Below are 12705 nucleotides of genomic sequence, written 5' to 3'. Positions count from 1 at the left end.
GCGGTGACTCTCTTATGGGCGATACAACGGCAACTCTTATCAACGGGCAGAGTGGCGACGATTGGCTTTATGGTACGTCGGGCAATGACATCCTGGATGGCGGTGCGGGAAATGACAGCTTGTCCGGTCAGTTCGGCAATGACACTTACCTGTTCTACCGAGGTATGGGGCAAGATACAGTTACTGATTTCGACTGGACCGTCGGCAATATCGATACCATCAAGGTCGCTGCCGATATTGCACCCGCCGATGTGATGGTTAGTCGTGATGGCAACTATTTGTATCTCTCGATAAAGGGCACGACGGACAAAATGTCAGTCACGCTCTTCAATAACATCAACTATCAGGTGGAGCGTGTCGAGTTCGCTGACGGGACGGTATGGGGTGTCGATACCTTGAAAACCATGACTCGCGGCGTCGCCAGCGATGCCGCTGATACGTTGTATGGCGATGTCGGGGCCGATGTGCTCGATGGCCTCAATGGCAACGACAAGTTATACGGTGAGGAAGGCGACGACTTGCTGAGCGGAGGGGGTGGTAACGATTGGTTGTATGGAGGAGCAGGCAACGACACCTTGAATGGCGGTGCAGGCGACGACTCCCTAAGCGGTGATGTGGGCGATGACATCCTGGACGGCGGTGCCGGTAATGACTATTTGTCGGGATATACAGGCAACGACACTTATCTTTTCTACAGAGGGATGGGGCAAGACACTATCACTGAGTACGATACCACTGTCGGCAACGTCGATATCATTAAGGTGGCTGCCGATATCGCTCCTGATGATGTCGTCGTGAAGCAAGAGCGCTCGGATCTTTATCTGTCCATCAAGGGCACGACAGACTGGATGAAGATTTACAGCTATACCGACCCTGGCGCGCAGATTGAACGGGTCGAATTTGCTGACGGGACCGTCTGGTCTCCAACCGATCTCAAACGTCTTTCGCAGGTAGTTGCCAGTGAAGTGGCGGACACGCTCTATGGGGACGAAACCAGTGAGCAGCTCGATGGTCTGGGCGGTAACGACCAGATTTATGGCCTTGCCGGCAACGATGTGCTCTTGGGCGGCGCGGGCGATGACATGCTTGATGGCGGAATGGGGCGCGATACACTGGATGGCGGCGCTGGCAACGACTCGCTTTATGGCGGCACCGACAATGATACTTATCTGTTTCAGCGTGGCGGCGGTCAGGATGTGATCTTTGATAGCGACTGGACCGCCGGCAATATCGACACGATCAAACTGGCGTCAGGTATTGCTTCAACCGATATCAAGGCCTCGCGAACAGGAGACAACCTCGAACTGGCAATTATCGGAACATCGGACAAAATAACGGTTCGCGACTGGTTTTATTCTGCCGATTCGCAGGTCGAACAAGTTCAGTTTGCGGATGGCACTCTCTGGGATGTTGCGACCCTGAAAGCCATGGTCAAAGGCGTTGCAAGTGAAGGCAACGACGTTCTGCAAGGGGATGAGTCCGTTGCCGATATCCTGAACGGATTGGGTGGGGACGATAAACTTTACGGTTTGTCGGGTAATGACACGCTCAATGGCGGTGCCGGCAAAGACACGCTTTACGGTGGTGCAGGTGCGGACACCCTTGATGGTGGCGCCGGCAATGACAGCCTTTATGGTGACGCTGGCAACGACACTTATCTTTTCTATCGTGGCGCCGGACAAGACTGGATCAGCGATTACGACAGTACTGCAGGCAATCTGGATGTCATCAAGATCGCAGAAAACCTTACGCCTGCCGACATCCAGCTAAGCCGCAGTACATACGATCTGTATGTAGGCATCGCAGGGGCAACCGACAAGCTTACGGTGTCTGGATGGTTTTCCAATAGCTCGACCCAGGTCGAGCAGATTCAGTTCTCTGATGGAACAACCTGGGGAGCTGATGCGATCACAACGATGAGTAGTGGTATGGCCAGTCAGGGCGACGATGTCCTTTACGGTAAAGATGCGCTGGCTGATTCGTTGGCGGGTCTGGATGGCAACGACGAACTTCACGGGTTGGGCGGCAACGACATTCTGTCGGGGGGCTCTGGTAACGATCAGCTTTATGGCGATGCAGGCAACGACACTCTGACAGGTGGGGCCGGCAATGATCGACTGAGCGGCGGTCTGGGTAATGATCTCTACCAATTTGAGCGAGGCGACGGTCAAGACGTTATCGACGATTTCGATCCTGATGCCAACACTGATGTACTGCAATTCGGCGCAGATATTGCGGCAGATCAATTGTGGTTCAGCAAGAACGGTTGGGATCTGGAAGTCGGTGTCATTGGCACTGCTGATAAAGTGACGGTATCGAACTGGTCTTTCTGGAGCTCGGACAGTTGGAAAGATTCTCAGAAGATTGAGCAATTCCGTACCGCCGACGGCAAAGTCCTGATGGGAAGCCAGGTTGATCAGCTGGTCGAAGCCATGGCCGCGTTCGCGCCTCCTGCTGCCGGGGAACTTAAGTTGTCCGACAGCTATCAGGCATCGTTGGACGTGGTTATTGCCAGCAACTGGCAATAACCGTTATCCAGGCTGTCGAGCTATCTTAGCTGTGACAGCCTGGAGTTTTCCTGCAGCTGCGTATCCTTGGCTCACATAAAACGTCGGGTGTCGGAGTTTCTAATATTTGATCGTACTTATGCTATTCACCCGCCTGCAGAAACTGCAAAAGCATTTGTCTGCCGGGTCATCATGCCCTGCATCGCATTGTCTGCCTGGGCCTCGAAGACATGACAATTTGCCCTTTATAAAACGCAGCTGGGCATCAGGTACAAGCACTTCTTCTAACTATATGTGACAGGAAAACCGCCATGTACACATTATTCGGCACTGAAAACTCCGGCTCGGCAGCCATCGAAATGGCGCTTGAGCAGTGTGCTGTTCCCTATGAGCTTGTGAATGCGTGTTCATGGGAGGAGGGGTCGGGCAAAGAGGCATTGAGGAAGGTCAATCCATTGCTGCAAGTGCCAACGCTGGTGCTGCCCGATGGCAGTGTGTTGACGGAAAGCGTTGCGATTCTGATTTACCTCGGTCTGGAGTTCCCAGGCTCCGGTCTTTTGCCAAAAGACTCAGGGCTGCGGGCCCAGGCGCTGCGTGCGCTGGTCTATATAGCCAGCAATTGCTATGCCGCCATAGGGCTTATCGACTACCCGCTACGCTGGTTGCCGGGTGCGGATGACGTTCTGCAGGCACGATTTGAATCCGGTGCGCGGGCGCGCCTGAACGAGAGCTGGGCGACTTTCGCTGATCTTTTCGGTCGTCCTTCAGGCTGGCAGCAAGGTGCACCAGGCGCAGTTGAGATGCTTACTGCTGTAGTAACCAGATGGGGCGAGGCCCGCGAGCATTTGCAGGCATTTCGGCCTGATTTTTACGCGTTGTTGATGCAGGTGGATGCCCATCCGGTGGTAAAGACTGTTGCGCAGCGTCACTGGCGTGAAGACACCTGAAACACCTGCTGCGGACTCGGCGTGCTTTTAAGCCTAACCCTGACTCTCCGAGTTGATCTGGCCCAGTATCCTCAGGTAGAGGTGCATGGTGGTGCCACTGCCAGGTGCGGTTTCGACGAGTACGCCGCCGCCTGCGTTCACCGCGAACTCCTGAACCTGCGCCAGGCCCAGCCCGGTGCCAAGGCCGGAGGTCTTGGTGGTGAAAAAGGGTTCGAATATCTGATCCTTGAGATGGTCGACCATGCCGGCGCCGTTATCACTTACGCTGAGCACCACATAGTCACCCGCCTGCAGGCGCGGCTCGTCCTTGACGGATTCAAAACGCGTCGCGATATGCGCCTTGCCTGGCCCCGACATGGCGTCCCGGGCATTGGCCAGCAGGTTCAGTACGGCTGCGTGAAGCTGGGCTTCGACACACAAAACGCCCCAGCCACGGGCTGAGAAGTCGAACGTCAGTTCGAGTTGGTCTCCTACCGAACGCCATAAAAGGTCACGGGCGGCCTCAAGCCGCTCACTGACATCTATGCAGATCAGTTCGTGACCGTCCTGACGGACGCTGTTGAGCAGGCGAGTTACCAGTTGACGGCCATGCTCCACCGCTTGCAGCCCGCTGTTGCTGAACGTCTCGACATCTCGTGGACGTCGCGAGCGCATGTTGATGAGTTGCAGGCTGGCGCTTAGCGCCTGAAGCAGGTTGTTGAAGTCATGCGCGATGCTGGCGGTGAGCATGCCCAGCGAAGACACCCGCTGTGAGTGACGCAAATTACGTTCCAGTGCCAGGCTTTGGCTCTGGGCGTTCTCGAGGCTCAAGGTCAGCTCTGCAGCATGGCGATCGCGTTGTTCGTTGAGCAGGCGATTTTCCAGCAGTGCTCCTGTCTGTCGCGCCAGTGCCTGCAGCGCAAGGCGCTGTTGTTCGGTCAGGACGCGCGGCCAGATATCGATCACGCAGACTGTACCCAGTGCGTGGCCGTCTTCAGTGCGAATCGGCGCGCCTGCATAAAACTTTATGTAGGGCGGCCCCAGAACCAGTGGGCTTTCTCTGAAGCGGGGGTCTGTGGTGGCGTCTTCCACCACCATCACGTCGTCAGGCTGCAGGATTGCGTGAGCACAGAAGGCCAGATCGCGATGGGTTTCCCGGACATCCAGACCAATGCAGGCCTTGAACCACTGACGCTCACGATCAATCAGCGACACCAGCGCTATGGGCGCATCGCACAAGGTGGTGGCGAGCAGCACTATGTCGTCGAAGTCCCGTTCCGGGAGGCTGTCCAGGACGTTGAGATGCTCGAGCGACAGGACTCGATCTTCCTCGTTAGCTGGGAGTGGTGCAGGGCTGTGGGCCATGAGGACGATCGCACTAATGACGAAATGAGACCCTATGATGCCTATGATTGACAGGCGGCAGCAAGGCTCATTATCAGCGACCGGAGCGCGGCCCGTGCTTCCGGCGTGCGTCCATAGGGTATGCCCCTGAAGAGCATGGCGCAGGCGGCTTTGCGGGGGAGTGGGCATGCAGTCGGGGGGCTGCTGAGCGAGCAGTGAACTACGTACGGTGTTCCTCGGTTGCACGGTAACTCTGTGAACATCAGGCTGTGTGTTTAAAAAGCATGTAAAGAAGGGGCGCTTAAAAAGTTTATTAAAGTATGGTCGTAATAAGAATTGAAGTATGACTGTCATAAAAAACCTCGGCGCCTCGTCATTATTCTGTTGTTGTGCACGAATGCTAAAGTTGTAACTTATTGTGTCCAGATTACGCCTGTTGTGTAATAAACTTGCCGTGGGTTTGTGCTGTTCTGCACAAGCTCTGACCCACTAATGTCTACTCGCTTCAGGAGCAATGCCGATGCCTGGCCCAAATGATTCAAGCCCTGCCGACCTGTTGACTGCGGGGTCCGACGATGACCGAATCACGAGCTTGCTGTGGGGGCCATACTGGCTGAAAGGGCCTAACGGCAATAACCTGACCTACAGTTTTCATACCGCAGATTCCGTGTACTCCACTGACTACAGTCGCTCGCAGGAACCCAGCGACGCCTACTCGCTGACCACCGCTCAAATGGACGCGGCCAGAAGCGCGCTGGGCGCATGGAGCGCAGTGGCGGACATCAAGTTCACTGAGGTTCAGGACACCCCTGACAACGTCGGCGATATCCGTTTCGGTGGTTTCAAGGGCCTGAAGGGCACCGAGCTAGGCCAGGCTTACGCGCCGGGCACGCTGGGCAGGTCGGGCGACGTCTGGATCGGTCCCGACGTGGATGCGGCAGTGCCTGGAAAAGGTACGCCCGATTACCTGACGTTCATGCATGAAACGGGGCATGCACTCGGTTTGAAGCATTCGTTCGAAGAAACTCAGTACAACGATGTATTGCTTGACGCGAAGTTTGAAGACGCCCGTTACACCATCATGAGCTACACCAATAAATACAGCTTCAAGCCCACCACGCCCATGCTGCTGGACGTTGCAGCCATGCAGTTCATCTATGGTGCCAACACTCACTATCACACCGAGAACGACGTGTATAAGTGGGCGCCCGATCAGTCGGTGTTCGAGACCATCTGGGACGCGGGTGGTAAGGACACTATCGATGCCAGCAATCAGGCGGCATTTGTGAAGATCAACCTTAATGAGGGGGAGTTCAGCACCATCGGCAAGGCGTTTCTTGATTACAACCACACCCCGGACAACCCGACCCAGATGAATTCGGGGCTGGCGATTGCCTATGGCACGCATATCGAAAATGCAATCGGCTCCGCATTCGATGACACGTTGATCGGCAACGAGCTGGCGAACGTGCTGGATGGTCGTGGCGGTCTGGACACCATGATCGGCGGCCTCGGCAACGACACCTACGTGGTCGATCAGGTTGGTGAGCTGGCGTTGGTACAGGAAAAAGCCAATGAAGGCATAGATACGCTGAAAATCACTTACAACAATACCTCCGACAAGGCAGCGGTGATCGACCTCAACACCGGGACGCTGGCGAACTTCGAGAATGTTCACCTGAAAGGCGAGGGTGATTTCACGGTACTGGGCAATGATCGCAACAATACCCTGACCGGTAATGACGCCAACAACATCCTCGTTGGCGGCGGTGGTAATGACAAGCTCATTGGCGGTCAGGGGGCTGACATTCTCACCGGAGGTAGCGGCGCTGACCATTTCGTATTCAATGACCTGTCTGAAACAGGCAAAGGCCTGAACAGCGACGTGATCACGGACTTCAACAGTCAGCAGGGCGACAAACTGAGCTTTCTCAAGATGGACGCGAATATCGATACCAAGGCTCTGGATGCGTTCACCTTCATCGGCAGCGGAGAGTTTACCGCAGCTGGCCAGTTACGCTTTGTCGATCATGTGTTGTCCGGCAACGTCAATGCCGACCTGCATGCCGATTTTGACATCCAGCTGGTCGGCGTGACGAGTTTTCATGCTCAGGATCTGGCGGTCTGATTGCTGCCATGAAGCGCTGTTGCAATGAACTGTTCAACCAGTAGGAAGTGCCAAGGAATGGCACTGTTTCATTCAATCGTTTTTTTGTCTGAGCCCGGCGTTCGCTGGATTCGTTTGACCTTTCCAGCCTATGCAAACGCGCACCGTGAAAGTGCGAGGTATTGTTTTGCCTGCGTTTTCAGCACCGCTACGGTGCTGTTACAAAATTTAAAGCCACAAAATCAAAATAACCAACAAATCCCACTTGACGCGTCGACATACGCTCCCTGTAATGCGCTGACCGAGGTTCATGCCAAGCGTTACGCAGACGTATTACAGACATACTTACGCTGAGGTATCCCAATTGATTGAGGCAAAGCCATCTTCCGTACCGACTGTAATTGAGGCCGCCGCGCTCGTCCGCAAAGGATGCATGACGTCTATACGCATGACCGAGTTATGCCTTTCGGCCATTGAAACCCACAATCCCACACTGAACGCCTTTGGCGACGTTTACGCAGAGGCTGCGCTCGAGCAGGCCTGGATCCTCACTGGCGAGATGCAGCGCGGCAAGATACGCGGCCCGTTGCACGGCATACCTTTTGGCATCAAGGACCTCTTCTCGACTGCCGGGCTACGCACCACGCGTGGTTCGTTGACCGCGCTGGATGCGGTGCCGACTCAGGACGCTCCGATCATCCGGCGTCTCAAGAACGCGGGTGCAATCATTCTGGGCAAAACCGCGACCACCGAGTTCGGCTGGACCGGGGCCAGCATATCAAAAGTGTTTGGCAACGGTCGCAACCCGTGGGACCCGACGCTGACCAGTGGTGGCTCCAGTTCGGGGTCTGCAATTGCGGTGGCGGCGCGAATGGTTCCGGCCACACTGGGGTCTGATGGCGGGGGGTCGGTGCGTATACCGGGGGCCTTCTGTGGCGCGTTTGCCCTCAAGGGAACCCTGGGGCGCATTCCGACCTGGCCCTGGTCGGCGACCGAGATGCTCAGCCATGCCGGGCCGATTACCCGAACCGTGCGTGACAGCGCGCTGCTGTTCGACATTCTGTCAGGGCCTGATCCGCTGGATCATCAGGCATTGCCTGCCCCTGACGAGTCCTTTCTGGCTCGCTGCGATCAGCCATTGCCCCCGTTGCGAATCGGATTTTGTCCGACCCTGTTCGATACACCGGTCGATCCGCAAGTCGCGGCTGTTGTGGAAGCTGCGGTTGCCAATATCGCCAGGTCCCTGCCAGTGACGGTCAGTACCTTCGATCCGGGCTGGCAGGACCCGCTGGCGACTTTTGAAACACTCTGGGTCGGGGGGCGCGGCATCGCTTACGGCAAGGCGTTGTCGCAGCAGCTGGATCAGCTCGATCCTGGCTTTGCCGAGCTGATCAGACGCTCGGCGCATTACAGCCTGAGTGATTACCTGCAGGCGCTTCAACAGCGCGCAGCCTTTGCCAACCAGGTACACGCGACTTTTGAAGATTACGATCTGCTGATCATGCCCACACTGCCGATTCTGCCGTTTGCCGCAGACGAGGTGGCACCAGCCGGGTATCCCGGTCAGGACAGCGCAGTGCCCTGGGCACGCTGGACGCCGTTTACCTACCCTTTCAACATCGCCGGCAACCCGGCAGCCAGCCTGCCTTGCGGGCTGAGCAGTACCGGGCTGCCTGTTGGCCTGCAGGTCGTCGGGCCACGTTTCGCCGATGCCCTGGTGCTTCAGTTCTGCGCTGCCGTGGAGGCCATTGCGCCTTGGGACCAGCGCCTTCCGCCGATGCTGGGGGCGTGAAGATGAGGCTCGTCCGTGCGCAAGTGCAGCCAACCTGCCGTTACCCCGGAGATATCATTTTGCAACGGAATGTCACCCCCATGCTCAACCAGCCGCGTCTGGACGAAATCATGCGCATGCTCGCGCAACAACAGCGGGTCAAGTCTACCGACCTGGCGCAGATGCTGTACGTCTCCGAAGAGACTATCCGCCGTGATTTCAAGCACCTTGAAGAGGAGGGCAGGTTAAGAAGAATCCACGGTGGCGCCATTCTGCCCAGATCCAGTGAAGAACTGCCTCTGCAGGAGCGCAGCCGCCTCAAGCCCAGGGCCAAGGCGGGCATTGCCACGCGGGCCGTCCAACTGGTCTGCGAGGGCATGGCGATCTTTCTCGACACGGGCACTTCGACCCTGGCGTTGGCCCAGCAACTGACCCGCTTCAGCCATCTGAAGATCATCACCAACTCGCTGGACATCGCTCAGATGATCTCGCACCAGAGCGACAATCAAGTGCTGGTGGCGCCTGGCGATGTGCGGCGTACCGATAATGCGTTGATCGGACCGCATACTCTGGAGTTTGCCCGCCAGTTTCATTACGACATCGCGTTCATGGGCATTGGCGGTATTGATCTGGACCTCGGGCTGATGGATTACCAGGAGCCCGAAGCCATGCTGCGCAGGACGTTGGTCAGGCATTGCACGCGCAGCGTAGTGCTGGCCGATGACGGCAAGTTCGGCCACCGCACGTTCATCAATACCTTGCCGTTTGCGGCAGTCACGACCCTGGTCACCAATCGGCCGTTATCCGACGAGTTCGCGACACGCCTGGAGAAAGATCATGTCGATACCCTCTATGCCTGAGCTGATCGAGCCAGGCGCAGCTGATCTGGCGGCGTTCGAAGCACTGTTTCGGCAAAGCTCGGCCATTGGCGCAACACCGGCTGGCGGCCTGCATCGGCTGGCAGCCTCGGCTGAAGACGGTCAGGCTCGCGACCTGTTTCGTGACTGGCTCGAAGGGCACGGTTTTGAAGTGCGTGTCGATGCTATTGGTAACATGTTCGGTCTGATGACTTTCAACCCAGACGCGCCATACCTGCTGTGCGGTTCACATCTGGACAGCCAGCCAAGTGCAGGCCGTTTTGACGGTGTTTACGGCGTGCTTGCAGGTGCCGTCGCCGTGGCCACTCTGGCGCGACAGATGCGCGAGCGCGATGAAATCCCGGCCTGTAATCTGGCCGTCGTCAACTGGACCAACGAAGAGGGCGCCCGCTTTCAGCCGAGTCTGATCGGCAGCGGTGTATTCACAGGTGCGCTGGCGCTGAACGACGCGTGGGAAAGTCGCGATGGCGACGGCATTCGTCTCAAGGACGCACTGCAAGCCATCGGCTACCTCGGCAATGACACGTTCGACCTGGCCATTTCCGGTTACGTCGAGGTTCACGTCGAACAGGGATGCGGCCTGGAAAACAGTCAGACGGCCATCGGCGTGGTGCGCGAAACCTGGGCAGCTTTGAAACGCCGGGTGCGCTTCGATGGCGAACAGAATCATACCGGCCCCACGCCCATGGCCGCTCGTCGTGATGCATTGCTGGCTGCCGCTCACACCATCACTGCGGTGCGTGAAGAGGCCGGTCTGCATGGCTTGCACATGCACACATCGGTCGGGCGTATCGAGGTCTACCCCAACTCACCGAATGTGGTGCCTTCCAGAGTATCGCTGCTGATCGAATACCGCTCCCGCGATGTCGAGTTGCTGAGCATGGCGGCCGAGCGACTGGACGCAAGCCTGCACGCCATAGCCGAAAAGACCATGACCGGCTTTGAAGTGGAAAGCAGCGTGCTGCGAGCGCCTGCCAGGCTGAATGACGGGCTTGCCGCGCTGGCACACTCGGTCGGCGTCGAGCTGGGCTTGTCGACCACCGACAGCATGACCGTTGCCGGCCACGATGCGATCAGCCTGAACCGCAGCTTCCCTGTGTGCCTGCTGTTCATTCCCAGTAGCAATGGTGTGTCCCATAACGAGGCCGAATACACCAGCGATCAGGATATGCGCAATGGTTTGCGCATGCTGACCGGATTGCTGCATCGCGCTTGTACCTTACCCGTTTCGTCTTGTTGAGGGGCTGACCATGTCATATGGCGACGACTTGACCGCCCGGCTGCTCGGCGCACTGGCAACTGTCGGTTTCGATACAAACCCTGAGGTCGAACTGATTGTTCAGGGAGTAGCCTCGCCATCGCGGCTTGCCACAGAATGGGCCGGTTTCCGTGTGACGGCTGCCGGTGGCAGTTGTTACGCGAAAGTACTGCATGCCGACATGGCACCCCTTATCGATTTTCAGCGTGCCGCGCAGGCCAGCGAATGTGCCGGGCGCACAGGCGCGGCTCCGCGTTTGCTGGGTGCAGACAAGACTGGCGGCGTGTTGATTTTCGAGGACCTTGGGACGAGCTGGCGCGCTGCGCGTCTCGATGACCTGCTCGCGCCGGGGCTGCTTGATGCGCTATGGGCACTCAAGCGACGTGTGCATGCCGGGCCTGCCCCCGATTACGCCTGGTCGCCGATGGCAGACATCGAACGCCTGCGCGTCAGGTGTAGGCAAGACGGGGTTGTACTGCCAGCGGAGCATCAATGGATAGACCGTTGCGTCGACATGGTGTGGCTGGCGTTGCAACAGCGTCAGGTGCGTGTCGCCCCTGTCCACGGTGATGGCGTGGTCAGCAACGTCATGGTGTCGAGCGAAGGCGAATTGCGCCTGGTTGATTTTGACTACGGCGGCTGCATGGACCCGTGGTACGACGTTGCGATTACCTTGAATGAGCTTTATTCGTTCGAGAACCAGTGGCGCGAAGGCATCCGTGCATGGGCGGGAGAGTGTCTTGAAGTCGACTATGCCGTGTGCAGGTTGTACGCGCTGATCAATGACTGGTACTGGACATTGTGGGGGTTCTGGAGTGGCACCACGTCCGCGCGGCAACTGGAGTTTTCCAAGGTAGGCCAATGGACGTTGCTGCGCTGCAGGCAGTGCGTGCAGGACCCGCGCCTGGAAGGCTGGATGCGTCAGGTCCAAGAGGGCAAAGCATGAAAACGTTAGGGCAGTCCATCAGTACCCAGGAGCGTCAGCTGGAGGCCGCAGTGCGCAGCATTGACTGCTGGCAGGGCCGGCATGTCGGTTATGAGCCTGTCAGCGGCGGGATCTCCAACACCAACTGGCGGGTCGAAGTAGAAGGGGCCGACACGGCTTACTTCTTCAAGGTGCCGGGCGTGGGCACAGAGATGTTCATCGACCGTCACACGGCGCACGAAGCCAGCGTGAAGGCGGCACAGACCGGTTACGGCGCGCCGGTGTTCGCCTTTCTAGAAGCGTTCGGTGTCGAAGTGTTCGAGTTCATGGAAGGCTGGCGGGCATCCTCCAATCATGATTTTCTGCAACGCGACATACGCCATGGAGCCCTTCATGGGCTCAAGGCCTTCAACGATCAGCCATTGTTGAAGCAGACCAAGACCGTGTTCGACATGATCGCCGAACACCAGGGTCAGGTGGCTGACCTCAAAGGTCTCAAGCCTCAGGACGACGGCTGGCTCTGCCTGCAGTATCAGCGCGCCAAAACGGCCCTGGAGGCTTCCGGTATCGACCTGGCCCCGTGTATGAATGACACGCTGGCGGGCAATTTCATGCTTAATGCCGAGCGCCAGATTCGCTTGGTGGACTTCGAGTACGCGTCCAATAACGACCGCCATTACGAACTGGCGCTGTGGTTTGGCGAGATGTTTTTCAGCGATGAGATGGAGCTGGCATTGATCGAGGATTACTTCGGCCACGTCAGCGCGCAAACCATCGCGCGTATCAAGCTCAACAAGGCCTTGGCGGATATCAAATGGTCGACCTGGGCCATGGTTCAGCATGCGGTTTCGCAACTGGACTTCGACTTCTACAAATACGGCAGCTGGAAGCACATGCGCGCCCGCAGCATCATCAATGATTCGCAATGGGAAACATGGCTGCGACAGGCATGACCCGCTGTTGATCGACACCTTTCGACACGCACCACA

At 57.4% G+C, this 12705-nt stretch carries 9 protein-coding genes; 8 read left to right on the top strand and 1 reads right to left on the bottom strand.

The features are described 5' to 3' along the window. Nucleotides 1-14 precede the first annotated feature (14 nt). Both POR16_RS13730 and POR16_RS13725 read left to right on the top strand, forming a co-directional pair. Complete coding sequence (locus tag POR16_RS13730) at nucleotides 15-2528, top strand: calcium-binding protein (RefSeq protein ID WP_024669399.1); 2514 nt, start codon at nucleotides 15-17, stop codon at nucleotides 2526-2528. 290 nt (nucleotides 2529-2818) lie between these two features. Further along, entirely contained in the window at nucleotides 2819-3454 is a 636-nt protein-coding gene (locus tag POR16_RS13725; protein ID WP_005894010.1) for a glutathione S-transferase family protein, read from the top strand. A gap of 33 nt (nucleotides 3455-3487) precedes the next feature. Here POR16_RS13725 and POR16_RS13720 read toward each other — a convergent pair whose 3' ends face one another. Beyond that, a complete protein-coding gene (locus POR16_RS13720) occupies nucleotides 3488-4798 on the bottom strand; it encodes a sensor histidine kinase (protein WP_024669398.1) in 1311 nt (436 codons plus the stop codon). A gap of 499 nt (nucleotides 4799-5297) precedes the next feature. On the opposite strand from POR16_RS13720, the gene POR16_RS13715 reads away from it, so the two are divergent. From POR16_RS13715 to POR16_RS13690, 6 genes are all read left to right on the top strand, one after another. Continuing rightward, nucleotides 5298-6905, top strand: a complete 1608-nt coding sequence (locus POR16_RS13715; RefSeq protein ID WP_005894016.1) for a M10 family metallopeptidase — start codon at nucleotides 5298-5300, stop codon at nucleotides 6903-6905. A 427-nt stretch (nucleotides 6906-7332) separates the two neighbouring features. Then, complete coding sequence (locus POR16_RS13710; protein WP_005894017.1) at nucleotides 7333-8676, top strand: amidase; 1344 nt, start codon at nucleotides 7333-7335, stop codon at nucleotides 8674-8676. An 80-nt stretch (nucleotides 8677-8756) separates the two neighbouring features. Then, nucleotides 8757-9515, top strand: a complete 759-nt coding sequence (locus tag POR16_RS13705) for a DeoR/GlpR family DNA-binding transcription regulator (RefSeq protein WP_053932720.1) — start codon at nucleotides 8757-8759, stop codon at nucleotides 9513-9515. Then, nucleotides 9493-10773, top strand: a complete 1281-nt coding sequence (locus POR16_RS13700) for a M20 family metallo-hydrolase (RefSeq protein ID WP_024669394.1) — start codon at nucleotides 9493-9495, stop codon at nucleotides 10771-10773. The genes POR16_RS13705 and POR16_RS13700 overlap by 23 nt, the downstream gene beginning before the upstream one ends. A gap of 10 nt (nucleotides 10774-10783) precedes the next feature. Next, nucleotides 10784-11737, top strand: a complete 954-nt coding sequence (locus POR16_RS13695; protein ID WP_053480239.1) for an aminoglycoside phosphotransferase family protein — start codon at nucleotides 10784-10786, stop codon at nucleotides 11735-11737. Next, on the top strand, nucleotides 11734-12669 hold the full coding sequence (locus tag POR16_RS13690; protein WP_005894025.1) for a choline kinase family protein: 936 nt from the start codon (nucleotides 11734-11736) through the stop codon (nucleotides 12667-12669). The genes POR16_RS13695 and POR16_RS13690 overlap by 4 nt, the downstream gene beginning before the upstream one ends. Nucleotides 12670-12705: the final 36 nt, after the last annotated feature.

Source organism: Pseudomonas coronafaciens pv. oryzae str. 1_6 (assembly GCF_000156995.2).
Lineage (GTDB): Bacteria > Pseudomonadota > Gammaproteobacteria > Pseudomonadales > Pseudomonadaceae > Aquipseudomonas > Aquipseudomonas tremae.
Note: the sequence above shows the minus strand (reverse complement) of the source record. Positions and strands in the feature narration are given on the sequence as shown.

Excerpts from the sequence above, each read along its gene's own strand:
- POR16_RS13730 (WP_024669399.1), top strand. The coding sequence starts at position 15 with ATGGGCGATACAACGGCAACTCTTATCAACGGGCAGAGTGGCGACGAT.
- POR16_RS13690 (WP_005894025.1), top strand. The coding sequence starts at position 11,734 with ATGAAAACGTTAGGGCAGTCCATCAGTACCCAGGAGCGTCAGCTGGAG.
- POR16_RS13700 (WP_024669394.1), top strand. The coding sequence starts at position 9,493 with ATGTCGATACCCTCTATGCCTGAGCTGATCGAGCCAGGCGCAGCTGAT.
- POR16_RS13715 (WP_005894016.1), top strand. The coding sequence starts at position 5,298 with ATGCCTGGCCCAAATGATTCAAGCCCTGCCGACCTGTTGACTGCGGGG.
- POR16_RS13725 (WP_005894010.1), top strand. The coding sequence starts at position 2,819 with ATGTACACATTATTCGGCACTGAAAACTCCGGCTCGGCAGCCATCGAA.
- POR16_RS13695 (WP_053480239.1), top strand. The coding sequence starts at position 10,784 with ATGTCATATGGCGACGACTTGACCGCCCGGCTGCTCGGCGCACTGGCA.
- POR16_RS13705 (WP_053932720.1), top strand. The coding sequence starts at position 8,757 with ATGCTCAACCAGCCGCGTCTGGACGAAATCATGCGCATGCTCGCGCAA.
- POR16_RS13710 (WP_005894017.1), top strand. The coding sequence starts at position 7,333 with ATGACCGAGTTATGCCTTTCGGCCATTGAAACCCACAATCCCACACTG.
- POR16_RS13720 (WP_024669398.1), bottom strand. The coding sequence starts at position 4,798 with ATGGCCCACAGCCCTGCACCACTCCCAGCTAACGAGGAAGATCGAGTC.